Below are 18180 nucleotides of genomic sequence, written 5' to 3'. Positions count from 1 at the left end.
TCGTAGGTCGCCGCTAGTTCTGGTGGCGGTGACCCGCTTCGCCCGGCTGCGCCGCGCTCGCGATCGCCGCTAGTTCTGGTGGCGGTGACCCGCTTCGCCCGGCTGCGCCGCGCTCGCGATCGCCGCTAGTTCTGGTGGCGGTGACCCGCTTCGCCCGGCTGCGCCGCGCTCGCGATCGCCGCGTCCTTCGCCGCGATGTAGCCGTACACCAGACCTTGCGCGATCGTCGCGCCCGCGCCCGGATACGTCGTGCCGAATGCGTTCGCGGCGGTGTTGCCGATCGCATACAACCCCGCGATCGCACTGCCGTCTTCGCGCAGCACCCGCGCCCGCTCGTCGGTCTTGAGCCCACCGCAGGTGCCCAGATCGGACAGCACCATTTTCACGGCGTAGAAGGGGCCTTTGACCAACGGGCGCAGGTTCGGGTTCGGCTTGATCGTCGGGTCGCCGTAGTAGCGGTCGTAGGCGCTGCGTCCGCGGCCGAAGTCGGGATCCTCTCCGGCGGCGGCGTTGTGGTTGAACCGGGTCATCGTGTCGAAGAACTCCGATACCGGAACGCCGATCTGTGCGCCGAGATCGGTGAGGTTATCCGCCCGGGTCGCGATTCCGGCGTCATGCCAGGCCTGCGGGATGCGCATTCGCGGAAATAGTTCGGCGGCAAAGACGTAACTGTTGCGGTACTGCTGGTCGAAGATGATCCACATCGTCTCGACCGGGCTGCCGGATCGCTCCAGCTCGAGCAACCGCTGCCCGAAGGACATGTAATCCGCCGATTCGTTGGTGAACCGGCGCCCCTTCTGATCCACGATCAGGCAGCCCGGCAGGGACCGTTCCGCCAGCATCACCGCGGGCGCCTTGCCGGGCAGTGGCGCGACGGCCGGGAACCACCACGCCTGATCCATCAGATCGATGTCGGCGCCGATTTCCTGACCCGCGCGGATCCCGTCGCCGGTATTGGTCGCGGCGCCGAGGCTGACATCGGCACCCAACGACTCCGACTGAAATTTCCACCGCATCTCCATGCTGTGGTCGAAACCGCCGGCGGCCAGCACCACGCCGCGCCGCGCGGTGATCGTCACCTCGCGACCGCCGTGGTCGGCGACGGCGCCGGCCACCCGATCACCATCGCGGATGAGGCGCACCAGCGTGGTCTCGGTCCATACCGGGATTCCCGCCCGCACCACTCCGGTGAACAGACCGGCCGCCAAGCCCTGACCACCCGCGGCGTAACGCCGGCCCAGCATGCGGCCTCCCACGCCCTGTGCCAGTCGCTTGCCATACGTGGAAAGGCCCTTGCGCGGCATCCGGGTGACCAGATTCATCCAGCGGTAGTCGGCCCCGGTCGTCGGCATCGGGACGCTGACCTCCATCAAGCCGGGCTCTAACCGGGTGCGGTAGTCGCCGAGCAGCGAGGTGTCGAAGGGCCGGCATTCGCAGGTGCGCCCGGCCGCGCTGCCGCCGGGCTCCTCGGGGTGGTAGTCGGAATAGTCACGGGCCCAAAACAGCCGCAGCGGCGTCGTGCGGCGCAGCATGTCCACGGTCGCCGACACGTGCGCCACAAACTGCGCCGATCGCTGCGCCGGCGCCGACCCGGCGACAACCGCGTCCAGGTAGGCGCCGGCGCGCTCGGCGGTGTCGCCGGCGTTGGCTTCGGCCAGCACCGGGCTGGCGGGCAGCCACAGTGCGCCCCCGGACCGCGCGGTCGAGCCGCCCACGTAGGACGATTTCTCCACGATCAGCACCGACAACCCGAATTCGTGGGCGGCCAATGCCGCGGCCATGCCGGTGCCGGAGCCGACGACAAGCAGATCAACGGCTGTGTCGGCGACGGGAAGTCCGGCGGGGATGGTCGTGCTGCGCGTCGTCACATCCGAAACGGTAGGCCGGCGCGGCGCGACACAGAAGAGTCATCCTGATGAGTGGAACAATCGGGCCCACGGACCGGCGCGGGGGAGTTGACTCGTGCTCATGACGTCGCAGACCGAGGTCGACGAGGTTCGGCTGATAGAAGCACAGGCCGCACCGACACGCTTCGCCCGTGGCTGGCACTGCCTGGGACTCATCCGGGATTTCGCCGATGGCAAGCCCCACGCGATCAACGCATTCGGGCAGAAACTCGTCGTGTTCCGCAGCGGTGACGGCACCATCAACGTGCTCGACAGCTACTGCCGGCACATGGGCGGCGACCTGTCGCAGGGTCAGGTCAAGGGCGACGAGATCGCGTGCCCGTTCCACGACTGGCGCTGGGGCGGCGACGGGCGATGCAAACAGGTGCCTTACAGCAGGCGCACCCCCAAACTGGCCCGCACGCAGGCCTGGACAACCCTGCAACAGGACGGCTTGTTGTTCGTGTGGAACGACCCCGAGCGCAAACCGGCGCCCCCGGAGGTGACGATCCCGCGCATCGAGGGCGCCACCAGCGACCAGTGGACCGACTGGCATTGGTACACCACGGTCGTGGGAAGCAACTGCCGCGAAATCATCGACAACGTCGTGGATATGGCGCACTTCTTCTATATTCACGGCTCGTTGCCCACCTACTTCAAGAACATCTTCGAGGGGCACGTGGCCACCCAATACATGAACGGTGGAAGCCGACCGGACATGGGCGGCACCGGATCGGACATGCTGGGCACGACATCCGTCGCGTCCTATTACGGCCCCTCGTTCATGATCGACGACCTGACGTATCACTACGCGCATGGCGATGCCAACACGATCCTCATCAATTGCCACTATCCGATCGATGCGAATTCCTTTGTGCTGCAATACGGCATCATCGTGAAGAAGTCGGATACGCTGCCCGACGAGCAGGCTATGCAGACCGCGATCACCCTTGGCGACTACGTCAAGCTCGGTTTCGAACAGGACGTCGAAATCTGGCGGCACAAGGCGCGTATCGACAACCCGCTCCTGGTCGAAGAGGACGGTCCGGTTTACCAGTTGCGCCGCTGGTATCAGCAGTTCTATGTCGACGCCACCGACGTGCAACCGGACATGGTGGACCGCTTCGAATTCGAACTCGACACCACCCGACCGTATGAGGCGTGGATGAAAGAGGTCGAGGCGAACATGGCGGCTCAGGCGGCGGGTTCGGTGTGATGGCACTCGACTGGTCGGTCAGGACCGACAACCGACTGGTCGACACGCCCATGGCCCCGATCACGTGCCGCGAATGCGGTGCGGAGGTGTTGGCCCGCAAAAGCAGCTGGGACCAGACGAGCGTGCAGTGGGATGAGCGCGCGTCGGCGCGCTGTATCGAACGCCAAGAGGCCGAGCGCCTCGCTGGTCATCATCGCGGGCCTTTCCTGGGGTGTGCCGCACTGCGGGACTCGATCCAGCTCGCCGTCGCCACAGGGGAGTTGGCGATCGTCGACCCCGTAGTCTGACTGCCGTGAGTGCTGCAGAACGGGTTGCCGTGGTGACCGGAGCGAGCCGCGGCGCGGGACGCGGTATCGCGGCCGCGCTTGCCGACCGCGACTGGCGGGTGTATGCGACCGGCCGCACCATCGGTGACACTCCACCGGGTGTCGTGCCCGTCCGTGTCGATCACGGCGACGACGACGCCGTCGCAGGACTGTTCGACCGTGTGCAATTCGAGTGCGGGCGCCTGGACCTGCTGGTCAACAACGCCGCGACGATCTCCGACGCACTGGTCAGCCCAAAGCCGTTCTGGGAGAAGCCCCTCGAGCTGGTCGACGTGCTCGACGTGGGATTGCGATCGTCCTACGTGGCGTCGTGGTGCGCCGCACCGCTGCTGGTTGCCGCCGGCCGGGGTCTGATCGCCTTCTCGTCATCGCCGGGGTCGGTGTGCTACATGCACGGTCCGGCGTACGGCGCACAGAAGGCCGGTATCGACAAGATGGTCGCGGACATGGCAGTGGATTTCCAGGACACCGGGGTCGCGACGGTGTCGATCTGGATGGGCATCCTGCTGACCGAAAAGCTGCGCGCCGCTTTTAGCGCGGATCCCGCGGGGCTGGCCGCGATGGCCGAACATGCCGAAACACCCGAATTCACCGGATATTTGATCGATGCGCTATTCTCCGACCCGCGGTTGGCGGAGCTGAGCGGGCAGGCGCTGATCGGGGCGGAACTTGGGCAGCGCTACGGCATCACCGACGAGGGCGGCCGCCGCCCGCCGTCACACCGCGACATGCTCGGCTCGCCGCGGACGCCGAGCACCGTCGTGGTGCGTTAGCAGGCGTCAGACGGACAACCCGTCACCCACCGAATACGTCGAGCGCTCCGACGTAAGCCCGATTGGCCTTGACCCGCTCCGTCAAGCACCACGATCCATCGGGCCGCCGCCGCCACGTGTCGTGGTAGTCGCCGATGGTGTAGAAGCGCGTCGCGGGATCGGCGTTCCCGTTCAGGTGCACATCACGGATATAGGCGCGACTCACCGCGGTGTCGCCCGTGACGTCGATGACGACGTTGCCCAAGAAGTGTTGCGTGGGACCGCACTTGTCGAGGAATCCGCGAATCGTTTCTATGATCGCATTGCTGCCCTCCAACCGCCCTGTCCCGAAATCCCCGTGCGCATCCTCGGCAAGGATCTCGGCCATCGCCGCCCAGTCGCGGTCGTCCATGGCGCGGGCGAACACGTTGAGCGCGCGTTCCACGTCACGCTCATCACACAGAAGCTGCAGACGATCGGAAGCCATGGGGCACTCCTTCTTTGGCGGCTAGGCGTGCGCACCGCCGTCGATGCGAATCTCGGTTCCGGTGATGAAAGCACCGTCATCGGAGGCCACCATGGCGATCACCGAGGCGACCGCGCTCGGGTCGCCGAGTATCTCGCTGTCTTTTCCGTGCAGCAACGGGGTTTGCTTGGCCCACAAGCCGAGGTCGTAGCCGTCGGGCATTTTCTCGAGCGTGCTGTTGGCCAGGGCCGTCGAGACTCCGCCGGGTTGGATGTTGACGGCGCGCAATCCTTGCTTGGAGTATTCGAGCGCCAGCGAGTGCGTGAACGACAACACTCCGCCCTTGCTGGCGGCATACGCGGCCATGTAGGGGTGGGCGAATGACGCTGCGGTGGAGGTGAAGTTGACCACCACACCGCGACCGGATTCCAGCAGCGCCGGCAGGCCCTGCCGCGTCATCAGGAAGGTGCCCGTCAGATTGATCGCGATGGTGGCGTTCCAGTCGGCCGACGTGTGCTCGTGGGTATGGGCGCAACGCTGAATGGCGGCCGCGTTGACGAGCACTTCGAGGCCGCCCAGGTCGGTTACCGCGGTGTCCACCGCGGTGGCGACGGCATCCTCGTCGGAGATGTCGAGGACGGCCGTGGTCAGGCGCTTGCCGGTACCGGCGTCGTCGGCGGCGGCCGCCGTGCGCGCCAACCCGTCCGCGGAGACGTCGTAGGCCACGACGGTGGCCCCCTCGTCGAGCAGCCGGGCCACGGTGGCCTGTCCGATGCCGGAACCGGCTCCAGTGACGATGACCCGCCGATCGGCGAAACGATCCGTCAGCCGCGATGTTTCGCTCATGCCAGCTGGAAGGCGCTGACCGGGGCCTCCTCCGGGTAGCTGGCCGGGCCACCCAGGTCATAGGCGGCGTTGAGCGTGCTGATGAACGCCGGATCGTGCAGCGGTTCGCTGGGAACGTCGAGCTTGATGCCTCTCGCCTTGAGGTCATCGACCATCATGTCGATGGCCTTCTCGACGGTCAGGTCATCGGAGCCTTCCATGTTCTTCTTCAACTCGTCGAAGTCGGAGAACACCTCGGCCGACCAATGCACGAGAAACCGCAACTGCTGGGTGTGGTGACGCGCGATCACCTCGTCACCGTTCTTCAACAACCAGTGGTCGCGGTCGTCAGCATCACCGGTGAATACCGTGTCGAAGCCCAGTCCGGCCGGAATCTGCTGGTCCAGTGGCCCGTTCGCCTCACCGCGATGCACCATCATCTCGTTTTGCACCACGACGCCACGGTTGTAGATCGGCGGCAGGACGCGCCCGGGCGCCTGGAGTGGGCCCTCGGGCCAGTAGGTGAATCCGCTGCCCGAGTCGAGCGAGAACCAGGTGATCACCTGAGCCATCTTGATCAGGTAGTCGCCGAACAGACCGGATTTGCCCATCACGCTGGTGAGCCACGTCGGTGCGTTCTCGTGCCGCACGCCGCGGAAACTCGGTGAATCCAGGTGGCCCGGATCGCGATTCGCGCACGGCCCATTGATGTTGAACAGCATCAGCTCTGGTTTGGCGTATTCGGCATCCCAGTAGCTCTTGGCCATCTCCACAAACCGTGCGTTATAGAAGCAGTCGTGCAGTTCGGGGTAGAGCACCGCGCCGTAGTTGGCGAGATAGCCGCGGAAGGTCGGGGTGAGAAACAGATCCAGCGTCGGGGTGAACCCTTCGGGGAAGACGCCGCTCATCGTCGCGATCAATTCGTCGGCCGACGCGAAGTGTTGAGCGATGATCAGCTTCCAGGGACCTTCGGTGCGCACCACGTCGAGCAGGCGCTCGCGCTGATCGTCCGTGTAGACGTTGTCGATTTCGCGGGGTGGCGCGGCCGGCCGCAACACGTCGGAAAGCTCCATCCGGCGCTCGTCGGTGAGCATCAGCTGTCTCCTTTGCAGTTCACGATCGGTTGATTGTGCGCAGCGTTACCGCGACGCGGGGGACGGCTGTCCGGTGATCGGGACGCCAAACCGAAGCGGATGGGCAAACTTGGCCCGCAGCAGCGCCCCGACCTCCGCGATAGCCAGCCGGCCCCGTGCGGTGGCATCGGAGCGCATCAGGAAGCCGTGGTACATGCCGGGATACCTGGTGACGGTGGTCTGCACGCCGGCGTCGCGCAGCCGCTCCGCGTAGCGCTCACCCCAGTCCCGGATCGGGTCGCAGCCCCCGGTGACCACGATGGCCGGCGGTAGATCCAACAGGTCGGCCGCGTACGCCGGGACGAGATACGGGTCGGTGGGCGGCCCGGCGTCCCCGTCGGTCAGCGCGTGCATGTAGTCGATGTCGTCGCGGGCGAGCAGCGGTGCGTCGGGCAGCGCGGCGATCGAGGCGACGGACATGTCGCGGTCCAAGCCGGGATACAGCAGCACCTGCGCACAGATCGCCGGTCCGTGGCGATCGCGCGCGGCCAGCGCCACCGCCGCCGCCAGCGAGCCGCCGGCGCTGTCGCCGACGACCGCGAGCCGGTCGGCGTCGACGCCCAACTCGCCGGCGTTTCGTGACACCCATTCGGTGGCCGCGTAGGCATCGTCGAACTGCGCGGGCGGCGGGGACTCCGGGGCTAGCCGGTAGTCCACGGCCACGACGGTGGCCGTCGAGGCGGAGGCCAGCGCACGCGCCAGCGGCTCGAAGCAGTGGTTGGAGCCCATCACCAGTCCGCCGCCGTGCAGGTAGATCAACACCGGTGCACCGGAATCCCCTGTCGGACAATAAATCCGAATGGAAACTCCGTCGCCGGCGCCGGGGATGAGCGTCTCGGTGACGCTGGTCATCTCGGGCATCGACTGCGGCAGCGGCGCGGATTCGAGTCCGGCGCGCACCGCGGCCAAACCCCGTTGCCGCATCGGAGCGATCTCGCCGAACGAGGCGACCCGCGCGGCCGCGTCGGGGTCCAGGGCGGGAGTCTTCATCGTCTCAGCTCTGGCGGGCGTTGCGCGGCAAGCACGTTCGCACGTTCGGTCATGGCCGCCGCGACGGATTGCTGGGTGAGTAAGTAGAAGCGGCCCTCGGCGGCCTGCTCGAACACCGTTTCGGCGGCGGCCAGGGGATCCATGGCCCCGGCCTTGATCTCGAGCATGGCCGCGCGCTGCCGCTCGGCGGCCGCGACGTCCGGGGCGGCCGACGCGTCCACCCCGCCCGCCGATTCGAAGATGTTGGATACCACCGCGCCCGGCAGCACGGCTTGCACGTGAACGTGGTGGCCGTGCCCGGCCGACTCGACGTCGAGGCGCAGGCATTCCGTCATCGCCAGCACCGCGTGCTTGCTGACGATGTAGGGCCCCTGCAAGGGGATCGCCACCACCCCGCCGACCGACGACAGGTTCCACACCCACGCCGGCTCGTCGGTGGCCATCATCTTCGGCAGAAACGCGCGCACGCCGTAGAAGACACCGCTGACGTTGATGTCCATGATGCGCTGCCAGTTCGCCACCGGCGTGTCCCACAGGTAGCCGAACTGTTCGATGCCGGCGTTGTTCACCAACAGGCGCACCGGCCCGGCGTCACGGTAGGCACGGTCGGCGAGATCGCGCACCGCCTCGGGGTCGCGCACGTCGCAGACGACATCGTGAGCCACGCCACCGGCCGCGGACAACTCGTCGCGCAGGGCCGCGACGGCGTCCCCGTTGACGTCGGCCAGCATCACCGTCATGCCCAATCGGGAGGCGTGTCGGGCCAGCCCGGCGCCGATGCCGGATCCGGCACCGGTGATGACCGCGACTCCGCCCCCGAAGGCTTCCCGAGCGTCCATGACTATGAGTCGGCGGCGCTTCCGGCGTGCAGTTCCGAGAGCAGGACCGAGTTGGTGGCGTCGAGGATCACGTCCATCTCGGTGAATTCCAGTCCGTTGGCGCCGCGCCGAACGCCGACGTTGACCACACCGCTGGACACCGCGAACGGTACGAAGTCGGCGATCTGGTTGACGAAGATGTAAAACCGCGCGCGGGTGACGTCGCCGTCGGTGCCGGTGCGGCACAGGTTGGTGGCGTGGTGTCGCAACGGGTAGGGGCTCTGCTTGCGGTGCTCGGACAGCCATTCCATCACCGCGTCGCGGCCTTTGAGCTCCGGTGACATCAGGTCTTCGAAAGGACTTGCGCCGGAATCGCTTCGGGTCAGGTAGTGCACATCCTCGGCGTAACTGGCCGCCAGCGCGTCGTAGTGGGCCTCGTCGTAGTGGTACCAGAAGGACGCGATGAACTCCTGCAATTCGGGCAGCGTGATGTCGTCGCTCATGGCGTCAGTCAACACCGGGTGTGGTCGCGATAACACCGCCGATGCCCGGTCAGTGGAACACTCGTTCGCGCTCGGGCGGTGTCACCCGGTGATCAGGCTCCACAGTCCGCCGGTGCTCGCGTGCAGCGCGGCGTCGGTGACCTGTTCGTCCCAATACCGCACCGAGCCGAACTCCGAGCGCCATGCGAGCGCGGCCCGCGTGAACTCGTGCAACGCGTGCTCACGGGTGGTGCCGATCGCGCCGTGCACCTGGTGGGCGTTGCGTACCACCACTGAACTCGCGTGGCCGGCACACGAACGCGCCACGGCCACAAGGAAAGCCACGTCGGGCGTCGACCAGTCTCCGATGACTGCGGCGTGCAGTGCGGCCTCGGTCGCCGCTCGCGCGAGTGCGGCCTCGGCGGCGATATCGGAGATCAGGTTCTGTACCGCCTGGAACTTGGACAGGGGGCGGCCGAACTGAACCCGCGAAGCCACGTGGTCGATGCACAGTTGCAGGATCCGATCCAGCGCGGCACTCACTTGGATGGATCGCACCAGGGCGGCTTTGAGCCGCAGCTGGGTGAGGAGGGCTGCGGTGACCGGGACGCCTTGCAGGGTGGCCGGCTCGGCGGCCACCGCGTCGCGTGGCTCGCCGATCAGGTTGCTACCCGGGGTGATCGTGAGCTGCCCGGCGGCGACGTCGGCGACTTGGTGCCCGCCCTGTGCTCGCCACACGACCACGATCCGGTCGGCCGAAGCGGCCCAGGGGACGTCTGTCGCGGTTCCGTGTTTGTCGAGCACGCACATAGTCCGAACCGCGTCGCCCGCGGGCATCCCGCTGGTCTCCAGAAGCCAGCACGCCAATAAGTCATGCTCGGCCAACGGAATTCGGACCCCATGCCTGACCGCTGCGGCCAGGAGCTCGGCCGCTTCGTACCAACTTGCCCCGCTGCCGCCGTGCTGTTCCGCACCGGTGAGCCGGGCCAGGCCGAGTTCGTCGAGGCGCTGCCAGAGGGCGGGGTCGCGCTCGACCGTTCCGGCGGCCACGCGCTTTTCGCGATAATCGGAAAATAACGCTTCCATCATGTCGACGAGCGCGGCGTCAACCGAAGGCCGGGCGCTCATCGCATGCCCAATCCGCGCGCGATCACGCCACGCAGGACCTCGTTGGTGCCGCCGCGCAGGGTAAAGCCGGGCCGCTGATCGAGGGCCGCGCACACCAGGCCCGAGAATCTCGAGTCGGGGGACTCCTGCAGGGCAGCGGATTCCGCGATGTCGCCTTCGGTGATGGTGCCCAGCACCTTGACCACCGCGGCCGGTAGGTCCGCGGGTTCGTGCCGTTCCAGCGCACCGGCCACCGCGGTGGACATCTGATGCAGGCCGGCGATGCGCGCCACCAATCTCCCCAGATTCGGATCGCGAGGGATGGCGTTTGACGCCATGCGGTCGGCGCAGGCCGCCAACAGCACGAACGTGGACAGGAACCGCTCCGGCCCGCTGCGTTCGAAGGCGAGCTCGGAGGTCACCTGCTGCCAGCCGTTGCCGATCTCACCGAACACCATGGCGTCGGGGACGAACGCCGAATCCAGGATCACCTCGTTGAAGTGGTGGGCGCCGTTCATGGACACGATCGGGCGGATCTCGATGCCGGGTCCGCGCAGGTCGAGGATGAACTGGCTCAGCCCTGCATGCCGATTCGCCGGGTCCACCGGCGCGGTGCGCGCGAGCGCGATGAACGCGTGCGCGAGGTGGGCGCCTGAGGTCCACACTTTGCTGCCGGTCAGCGACCAGCCCCCGTCGACGCGGGTGGCGCGGGTGTGCACGCTGGCCAAATCGGAGCCCGCGTCCGGCTCGCTCATCCCGATGGCGAAGAAGCATTCTCCGCGCACGATGCGGGGGAGGAACTCCTGCTTCTGTTGTTCCGTGCCGTATTTGAGCAGCGAGGGCACGATCTGGCGGTCGGCGATCCAGTGTGCGGCGACGGGTGCGCCCTCGGCCAGCAGTTCCTCGGTCACGACGAACCGTTCCAGGAAGGAGCGCCCGTGGCCGCCGTATTCGGACGGCACCGTCATGCCCAACCAACCGCGTTCGGCGAGCGCGGCGGTGAATTTCTCGTCCCAGCCCGTCAACCAGGCATCGACCGACGGGGTGAAGGCGCCGGCGACCACTTGGTCGGCAAGAAAATCGCGCACCTCGTAACGCAATTCCTCGGTCACCGTGGCGTCGACGCTGGCGGGCGGCACCAAACGGGGGAGTGTCATCGGTGCGTCGTCCACTTCGCGATGCGCTGCCCGGGCGGGTTGGTGGTCCAGACCCGCGTCGGTCCGTCGCTGGCGATATCGAGAGGCGCGCTCATGAGGGCAACTGTAGTGACTTGCTCGGCGGACACTCTTCGAACCCGGCGCGGCCGGGTTCGGGATCAACCGAACGCGTGCTGTTCGAGACTGAAACGCTCCCGCAGCAGGCGTTTGAGCAACTTGCCGCTGGGGTTCTTCGGAAGCGCATCCACGAGGAAGACGCGTTTGGGCGTCTTGAATCCGGCCAGGTGCGCCCGGCAGTGCGAGAACAGCTCCTCCTCGGTGAGGGTGACGCCGTCGCGGGGGACGACGGCGGCCACCACCGCCTCCACCCACACCGGGTGGGGCAGGCCGAACACCGCAACCTCTTGAACACCGTTGTGCCAGTAGAGGATTTCTTCGACCTCGCGGCTGGCCACGTTCTCGCCACCGGTCTTGATCATGTCCTTTTTGCGGTCCACGACGTGCAGCAGTCCGTGTTCGTCGTAGTAGCCCAGGTCGCCGGAGTGGAACCAGCCGCCCCTGAAAGCCGCCGCGGTGCGTTCCGGGTCGTTCAGGTAGCCCAGGGTCAAATGCGGGCTGCGGTGGGCGATCTCGCCGACCACGCCGGATGCGACGGGGTGGTCGTCGTCGTCGAGGATGGCTGTTTCCACGTTGACCACCGGCCGTCCGGCCGAACCGGCGTGTGCGTCCTGCTCGTCGGGTCCCAGCGCGCAGGCCAGTGGCGCCATCTCGGTCTGGCCGTAGAAATTCCACAGTCGTAGGTGGGGCAGCCGCTCGCGGATCTCGTGCAGGATTTCCGCGGGCATCGCCGAGGCGCCGTAATAGCCCTTACGCAGGCTGGACAGGTCCACCTGATCGAATACCGGTGAGCGCAGCAGCGAGATCCACACCGTCGGGGGAGCGAAATAGCTGGTGACGCGGTAACGCTCGACGGTGCGCAACACCGTTTCGGGGTCGGGACGCGGCAGGATGATGCTGGTGGCGCCCAGATAGATGTCGGTGGCCAGGAAGTTGTCCAGCTGGGCGCAGTGATACAGCGGCAGCGAGTGGATCTCGACGTCGTCGTGCGACATGTCGCCGGCGACGATCGTGCTGACGTACTGCCACATCAGGCTGCGGCTGGTGTGGATGGCGGCCTTGGGACGGGATTCGGTCCCGCTGGTGTACATCAGCCGCAGGGGTTGGTCGTCATCGATGTGCGGGCTCGGCGCCGGTGTGTCGGTGGTCAGCCACTGGGCGAAATCCGCCCAACCGGCTATGCCTTCGTGTCCGCTCGGCAGCAGGGCGACTTTGGTCCTGACCACACCGCCACGCCGGATCGCCTCTTCGGCGGTCGGCGTCAGCTCCGCTTCGACGACGAAGCCGCCGACCTGACTGTGATCGAGGATGTAGGCGATCTCCTCGGCGGTCAGCATGAAGTTGACCGGCACCAAGACCACTCCCGCACGCGCCGTCGCGAATGCCAGCACGGCGTACTGCCAGCAGTTGCGTGACAAGAGTCCTAATCGGCCGCCGGGTCCAAAACCGCTGTCGTGCAACGCTGCCGCGGTCCGGTCTACCAGACTGTCGAATTCGGCAAAGGTCAGCATGACACCGTCGTCGATGATCGCGATCTTGTGCGGGTGCCGGCGGGCCGACCGCCGGGGAATATCGCCGAGTCCATGGCTTCGCGCCCGTTCGATCATGGCGTCGACGTCATCGGACTGCATGCCGGTCACGGTAAGCGCCAACGCCCGTTTGCGGGTCGTCCACGTCCCGCTGAGTAGACAAAGCCCTGCCCTTGGCCGCGGATCGCCCCGATACTCGTTGCCATGAGCGCTGGCGTCCCCATTACGACCGAAACCGCCGGATGGGCGGATCCGGATCCCGCAGACGTCGACGAATTGCGGGCTAACCTGCGTCAGGCGGACCCCGGGGTGCTGGTCGCCGTCCTGGCGCAATTGACCGGCGATCCGGCGGTGGTTGACCGGTTCGCGCCGAGAATCACCTATGTGCCGGACCCGCCGGAGCAGGCGGGCGCCACCGATCCGGAGACGGCCGCGCAGCTCATCGAGGAGATCGTCGCCGCACTGCGGGAGCCGCGCCGGGCGGACGCGGTGCCCGCCGACGACCTCGACCTCTTCACTCGCGTCGCCCCCGTCGCGCTCGGGGGAGAGATCGGCCCCGAATACCTTCAACTACTGCTCGAGCAAGGCGGATTCCAGCCATCGCAACCGGTGCTGCCGCGCACCGCGAAGCTTCCCGCCGGCTTTCGGGTGGTCATCATCGGCGCGGGCATCGCCGGGATCACCGCCGCGCTCGCGTGCGCGGAGGCCGGCATCGATTACCAGATCATCGAGCGAAACGACGAAGTCGGCGGCACCTGGTACACCACCACCTATCCCGGCATCGGGGTGGACACGCCCTCGGCGTACTACTCGCTGTCGCGCGACATCAACGGCGACTGGTCGAGCTACTACCCGCAGGGTGCGGAGTACCAGGCCTACTTGGTGTCGGTGGCGGACAAGAACGACCTGCGCAAGCACACGCGGTTCGGTACCAGGGTGGAAGCGTTGTGGTGGGAGGAGCGGCGCCAGCAGTGGCAGATCCGTTCAGTCGGCCCAGACGGAACGCGCGATGTCAGCTACGCGAATGTGGTGATCCCGGCCGCCGGGTATCTCAACCGTCCGCGTTGGCCGGATCTGCCTGGCCGCGAGACGTTCTCGGGAATTTCCATCCATTCGGCGCAGTGGGATCGGAGGCTGGACGTCACGGGCAAGAGGGTCGCGATCATCGGAGCCGGCTGCACCGCGGTCCAGATCGTCGACGCGTGCGTGGACCAGGTCGCGCACATGACCGTGTTCCAACGCCAGCCGCACTGGGTCGCGCCGCGACGCCGGTCGTCCGACGATGTTCCCGCCTACCGGCGGTGGCTGGGCACCCGGCTGCCGTACTACGCCAATTGGGTGCGGCTCAAATCCTATTGGGGGACATCGGACAACAACTATCCGGTGATCCTGCACGACCAGGATTGGGCGGCCGAGCACCTGTCGATTTCGCCGGCCAACGACGTGCTGCTGCAGATTTGCCTCGAGTACATCGATCGCGTGTTCGGGGCGGGCAGCGAACTCGCCCGCAAGGTCACACCCGACTTCGCTCCCTACGGCAAGCGGATCATCCGCGACCCCGGCGGCTACTACGCGGCGCTGGCCCGCGAGCACGTGGACGTCGAGGCGAGTGAGCCGGCCCGGGTCAACGAAGCCGGAATCGTGACCGCCGACGGCACGCAGATCGACCTCGACGTCATCGTCTACGCGACCGGTTACTACCTGGATTTCCTTTCCACCGTGGACATTCGGGGTCGCGACGGCAAGAAGCTGACCGACGAGTGGGGCGACGCCCCCCGGGCCTACCGTGGCGGGATGGTGCCCGGATTCCCGAACATGTTCATTTCCTCGGCCCCCAACTACAGTCCGGGACACGGCGCCGGCCACAACTTCGGTGTCGAAGTGATGGTGCACTACGTGATGGAATGCCTGCAGTTGATGGCGCTGCGCAAGGCCTCCGCCATGGAGGTGACGCAGCGCGCCTACGAAGACTATGTCGCCGGCATCGATGCGGCCATGGCCGGCACCGTGTGGCGCCACACCCCATCGGCCCACACCTACTATCGCTCGGGTGGCCGGATCGTGATCTCCTTCCCGTACCGTCTGGTCGACTTTTGGCGCGACCATCGCGCCCCGGTCGAAGAGGATCTCGAGCTTCGATGAGCGACGGGTTGCTGTGCGGCAAAACGGCTTTGGTCACCGGCAGCAGCCGCGGTATCGGCCGTGCCATCGCGCAGCGGCTGGCGGCCGAGGGTGCCACCGTGGCGGTCACGGCACGTTCGCACACGTCGTCTTTGTCGACGCGGGCGGGAACGACCACCGCCCTGCCCGGCACCATCGGCGAAACGGTGGAGCTGATCGAGGCCGCCGGTGGTTCGGCGTTCGGCATTGCGGGCGACCTGGAGGATGCGCGGCAGCGCGACGGCTTGGTCGAAGCGGTCCTGGACCGCACCGGACGCATCGACATCCTGGTCAACAACGCCGGTTTCGCCGACTACTCGTCGGTCGAGGACATGAGTTTGGAGAAGTTCGACCGTACCGTGGAGCATTACCTTCGTGTTCCGTTCGTGCTGACGAAATCGGCCGTGCCGCATATGCGTAACCAGGGGGCGGGCTGGATCGTCAACATCGGCTCGGTCACGGGCGTGGCCCCGGTCCGGCCGTACCGGGAATACAACAAGACGTCCGGCGACGTGATCTACGCGTCCCTCAAAGCCGCCCTGCACCGGTTCACCCAGGGCGTGGCCGCCGAGGTGCTGGACGCCAACATCGCGGTGAATTGCGTCGGCCCGTCGACGGCGGTCCGCACACCCGGTGCCGCGCAGCTGATCCCGGATTCGTTCCCGACCGAACCGGTCGAGTACCTGGCCGAGACGGTGCTGGCAATGTGTCATGTGCCCGCCGCGGAGCGCACCGGGTTGGTCGCCTTCAGCCTGCATTACCCGTGGTCGCAGCAACTTCCGGTGCACAGCCTGGACGGTACCGAATTACTGCCCCCGTTGGAGCCGCCGGCGACTGCCAACCCGAATATCGCTCCGGCGGGGATCTGACGCGGCCTTGCGCTGACGCGTGTCGTCGATCAGGCCGGTCGCTGCTCGGCTCCTCTGGCCAACGCGGTCGCCATGCTGGGCATGCTGATGCGCAGCATCAACCACATCAAGGGCCCCGCAAACGGGATTCGCGAACGGAACGTCGCCCGCCAGACAATGACCGATCCGCCGGCTTGCTCGTCGAGTAGCGCATCGTCTGGCCTAGCCACCGAGCCGAAGAACGGCCGCGGCGCTCTGGCAGAAACTGTGGCAGACGCGATCGCGCACGATGACGTCGGGACATTCAGGGTCGAACCAACGATCCACCACCGCCCAGTGAATCGGATGCATCAAGTAGGGCCCCATCAACCCGTCCGCGTCGGTGAAGAGTTGTTCGAACGCGTGGGTCCACGGCGAGACACCGGTCGCCTCCTCGACCCTGCTCAGCTGCCAGTCGGTGATGGTGCGCACGTACCGGGGCATCAGTTGCAGGTCGGCCTCGAAACGCGCGACGGTGGCCTCGTCGGTGTCGGGCGGCACCCTTAACAGCAGCACCCGGTACACGGTCCCCGGCTTGTCGCCGGTGTGCACGGGCGTTCCGCCGTAGGCCGCGCCGTTCACCCGGCTGACCGCGGGGTCATCCAAGATCTCACCGAAACGTGCTGCCGCACGATCCCAGTGATCCTTCGAGCCGAACCGCAGATGCGCCAGGATGTCGCCCCCGTTGCGCGAGCCGGGCAGCGTCGGTTGCACCACCCGGCGTAGCGGCGCCGCGGCATTGGCGGCGCTGCGCAACTCCTCGAGGATCCGGTCGCGATCGGCCTCGGCGACGTCGATGAGTCGCGTGACGCTAAACATCGCACAGTCCGTCCACGTCGCCGGCGCGTGCGGCGAACGACCGGGACCGATCGATCACCAATTCGCCGATCCGCGACCACCATTCGCCCAGCGTCGGATCGGGTCGACCCTTCCAGGTCATCTCCCACCACGCCTGCGCACTGGGCAGTGTCCAGGTTGCCGTGATGACGTTCACGTCGTCGTCGAACCAGATCGGTGGGCTCACCAGAATGTCGCGCAACCGCATCCCCCGTGCCCGCGCCCCGGGGGCGTACTCGGCGAGGTAGGCGTCAACGAATCGGCGGGCACATCCGGGTCGGGCCACCACCCGGTCGATCACGAAGACTTCGCCGTCGGCCATGAGCCGACCGTATGACACCCGGGTGACGCGGCGTCGGCGGCTCCCGACCACCGGGAACCTACCGTTGACCGTCTCCGGATGCGGGGTAAGGGTGGCCGCATGAGCGCAGCGCCGCCCCATCCCTTCGCCCCCGCTGTCCTAGGGCCGGTGACATTGCGTAACAGGGTGATCAAGGCCGCTACGTCGGAAGGCCGATCGCCGCGGGGCCTGGTCACCGACGATCTGATCGAGTTCCACCGCGCCGTTGCCCGGGGTGGCGTCGGCATGACGACCGTCGCCTACTGCTGCGTGTCGCGCGAGGGAGCCAGCGCGCCCGGACAGATCGTGATGAGCGAGGCGGCCATTCCGGGGCTTCGCAAGCTGACCGAAGCGGTCCACCACGACGGTGCCGCGATCTCAGCGCAGTTGGGCCACGCGGGTGTGGTGGCGCAGAAGAAGCTGACCGGAGTGACTCCGATGGCGCCGAGCAGGTTCATCAACCCCGCTTCCATGGGTTACTGCCGCGAGATCACGCGCGCCGAGATCGCGCGGGTGATCGACCAATTCGGCGCCGCCGCCAGGGTGGCCGCCGATGCGGGCTTCGACGCCGTGGAACTGCATTTCGGCCACCTGTACCTGCCGAGCTCGTTTTTGAGTCCCTTGATCAACCGGCGCAAGGATGAATACGGCGGTGACATCGACAACCGATCACGGTTCTGCCGCGAGATCGCCCGGCGCGTGCGCGACGAGATCGGTGACCGCATCGCGGTGACTGCCAAGCTCGATATGGACGACGGCGTACCCGGCAGCATCTGGGTCGGCGAAGCGTTGCGCACCGCCGCGCTGCTCGACGCCGACGCCGTGCTTGATGCGATCGAATTGACCCAGGGCTCTTCGGTGTTCAAGCCTATGTACCTGTTTCGTGGTGACGTCCCGGTCAAGGAATTCGCGCAGGTCATGCCGCAGCCCATGCGCACCGGGATCCGCTTCATCGGAAAGTGGGCGATGGGGGACTACCCCTACCACGACCTCTACATGCTGGAGAATGCGCGCCAGTTCGTCCCTGTCATGCGCAATACCAAGCTGATCCTGTTGGGGGGCATCACCAACCGCGAGCACGTGGAGACCGGTATGCGCGAAGGCTTCGATTTCGTGGCGATGGGGCGTGCGCTGTTGCGCGAACCGGACCTG

Annotated in this window: 19 protein-coding genes; 6 read left to right on the top strand and 13 right to left on the bottom strand. The window is 66.9% G+C overall.

Annotated elements, in window-relative coordinates:
- Nucleotides 1–125 precede the first annotated feature (125 nt).
- Nucleotides 126–1868, bottom strand: coding sequence for a 3-ketosteroid-delta-1-dehydrogenase (locus Q0W90_RS15920; RefSeq protein ID WP_297775198.1), 1743 nt, complete (start codon nucleotides 1866–1868; stop codon nucleotides 126–128).
- 100 nt (nucleotides 1869–1968) lie between these two features.
- Between Q0W90_RS15920 and Q0W90_RS15915 the strand changes: the two genes are divergently transcribed.
- Genes Q0W90_RS15915 through Q0W90_RS15905 form a run of 3 tightly spaced genes read left to right on the top strand, consistent with a single transcriptional unit; the run spans nucleotide 1969 to nucleotide 4201 of the window.
- Complete coding sequence (locus Q0W90_RS15915; RefSeq protein WP_297601831.1) at nucleotides 1969–3102, top strand: Rieske 2Fe-2S domain-containing protein; 1134 nt, start codon at nucleotides 1969–1971, stop codon at nucleotides 3100–3102.
- Entirely contained in the window at nucleotides 3102–3389 is a 288-nt protein-coding gene (locus Q0W90_RS15910) for a ferredoxin (protein WP_297601828.1), read from the top strand. The genes Q0W90_RS15915 and Q0W90_RS15910 overlap by 1 nt, the downstream gene beginning before the upstream one ends.
- A gap of 5 nt (nucleotides 3390–3394) precedes the next feature.
- Nucleotides 3395–4201: an SDR family NAD(P)-dependent oxidoreductase gene (locus Q0W90_RS15905; protein WP_297775197.1), complete on the top strand. Its 807-nt coding sequence runs from the start codon at nucleotides 3395–3397 to the stop codon at nucleotides 4199–4201.
- A gap of 22 nt (nucleotides 4202–4223) precedes the next feature.
- On the opposite strand, the gene Q0W90_RS15900 is transcribed toward Q0W90_RS15905, so the two are convergent.
- The 9 genes from Q0W90_RS15900 to Q0W90_RS15860 form a co-directional block, all read right to left on the bottom strand.
- The gene (locus Q0W90_RS15900) at nucleotides 4224–4667 is read right to left on the bottom strand and encodes a nuclear transport factor 2 family protein (protein WP_297601821.1); all 444 of its coding nucleotides are present in this window, start codon (nucleotides 4665–4667) and stop codon (nucleotides 4224–4226) included.
- A 21-nt stretch (nucleotides 4668–4688) separates the two neighbouring features.
- Nucleotides 4689–5492 (bottom strand): SDR family oxidoreductase, encoded by an 804-nt coding sequence (locus Q0W90_RS15895; protein ID WP_297775195.1) that lies wholly within the window; start codon nucleotides 5490–5492, stop codon nucleotides 4689–4691.
- Nucleotides 5489–6565: a hypothetical protein gene (locus tag Q0W90_RS15890; protein WP_297595624.1), complete on the bottom strand. Its 1077-nt coding sequence runs from the start codon at nucleotides 6563–6565 to the stop codon at nucleotides 5489–5491. Before Q0W90_RS15890 ends, Q0W90_RS15895 begins: the two co-directional genes overlap by 4 nt.
- Nucleotides 6566–6610: 45 nt before the next feature.
- Nucleotides 6611–7594 (bottom strand): alpha/beta hydrolase, encoded by a 984-nt coding sequence (locus Q0W90_RS15885; RefSeq protein ID WP_297775193.1) that lies wholly within the window; start codon nucleotides 7592–7594, stop codon nucleotides 6611–6613.
- The gene (locus tag Q0W90_RS15880) at nucleotides 7591–8433 is read right to left on the bottom strand and encodes an SDR family NAD(P)-dependent oxidoreductase (protein WP_297775191.1); all 843 of its coding nucleotides are present in this window, start codon (nucleotides 8431–8433) and stop codon (nucleotides 7591–7593) included. The genes Q0W90_RS15885 and Q0W90_RS15880 overlap by 4 nt, the downstream gene beginning before the upstream one ends.
- 2 nt (nucleotides 8434–8435) lie before the next feature.
- Nucleotides 8436–8915, bottom strand: a complete 480-nt coding sequence (locus Q0W90_RS15875) for a nuclear transport factor 2 family protein (RefSeq protein ID WP_297775189.1) — start codon at nucleotides 8913–8915, stop codon at nucleotides 8436–8438.
- Nucleotides 8916–8996: 81 nt separating this feature from the next.
- On the bottom strand, nucleotides 8997–10022 hold the full coding sequence (locus tag Q0W90_RS15870; protein WP_297595620.1) for an acyl-CoA dehydrogenase family protein: 1026 nt from the start codon (nucleotides 10020–10022) through the stop codon (nucleotides 8997–8999).
- Nucleotides 10019–11158: an acyl-CoA dehydrogenase family protein gene (locus Q0W90_RS15865; protein WP_297775187.1), complete on the bottom strand. Its 1140-nt coding sequence runs from the start codon at nucleotides 11156–11158 to the stop codon at nucleotides 10019–10021. Before Q0W90_RS15865 ends, Q0W90_RS15870 begins: the two co-directional genes overlap by 4 nt.
- 158 nt (nucleotides 11159–11316) lie before the next feature.
- A complete protein-coding gene (locus tag Q0W90_RS15860) occupies nucleotides 11317–12915 on the bottom strand; it encodes an acyl-CoA synthetase (RefSeq protein ID WP_297698681.1) in 1599 nt (532 codons plus the stop codon).
- Nucleotides 12916–13008: 93 nt separating this feature from the next.
- On the opposite strand from Q0W90_RS15860, the gene Q0W90_RS15855 reads away from it, so the two are divergent.
- Together Q0W90_RS15855 and Q0W90_RS15850 are read left to right on the top strand one after the other, a co-directional pair.
- Nucleotides 13009–14946 carry an NAD(P)/FAD-dependent oxidoreductase gene (locus Q0W90_RS15855; RefSeq protein WP_297775185.1) on the top strand — a complete coding sequence of 646 codons (1938 nt, stop codon included), beginning with the start codon at nucleotides 13009–13011 and terminating at the stop codon, nucleotides 14944–14946.
- Nucleotides 14943–15833, top strand: coding sequence for an SDR family oxidoreductase (locus Q0W90_RS15850; protein WP_297775183.1), 891 nt, complete (start codon nucleotides 14943–14945; stop codon nucleotides 15831–15833). The genes Q0W90_RS15855 and Q0W90_RS15850 overlap by 4 nt, the downstream gene beginning before the upstream one ends.
- Before the next feature lie 29 nt (nucleotides 15834–15862).
- On the opposite strand, the gene Q0W90_RS15845 is transcribed toward Q0W90_RS15850, so the two are convergent.
- From Q0W90_RS15845 to Q0W90_RS15835, 3 genes are read right to left on the bottom strand one after another with little or no spacing between them, the layout of a single operon-like run.
- Nucleotides 15863–16042: a hypothetical protein gene (locus Q0W90_RS15845; RefSeq protein WP_297775182.1), complete on the bottom strand. Its 180-nt coding sequence runs from the start codon at nucleotides 16040–16042 to the stop codon at nucleotides 15863–15865.
- Nucleotides 16035–16670 (bottom strand): Dabb family protein, encoded by a 636-nt coding sequence (locus Q0W90_RS15840; RefSeq protein WP_297775181.1) that lies wholly within the window; start codon nucleotides 16668–16670, stop codon nucleotides 16035–16037. The genes Q0W90_RS15845 and Q0W90_RS15840 overlap by 8 nt, the downstream gene beginning before the upstream one ends.
- Nucleotides 16663–17010 (bottom strand): hypothetical protein, encoded by a 348-nt coding sequence (locus Q0W90_RS15835; protein WP_297775179.1) that lies wholly within the window; start codon nucleotides 17008–17010, stop codon nucleotides 16663–16665. Before Q0W90_RS15835 ends, Q0W90_RS15840 begins: the two co-directional genes overlap by 8 nt.
- Before the next feature lie 99 nt (nucleotides 17011–17109).
- Between Q0W90_RS15835 and Q0W90_RS15830 the strand changes: the two genes are divergently transcribed.
- Nucleotides 17110–18180, top strand: a 1071-nt coding sequence (locus Q0W90_RS15830; RefSeq protein WP_297775177.1) for an NADH:flavin oxidoreductase, incomplete at its 3' end; no start/stop codon positions are given.

This window comes from Mycobacterium sp., from assembly GCF_025933915.1.
GTDB lineage: Bacteria > Actinomycetota > Actinomycetes > Mycobacteriales > Mycobacteriaceae > Mycobacterium.
This window is presented reverse-complemented; position numbering and strand designations above follow the sequence as displayed.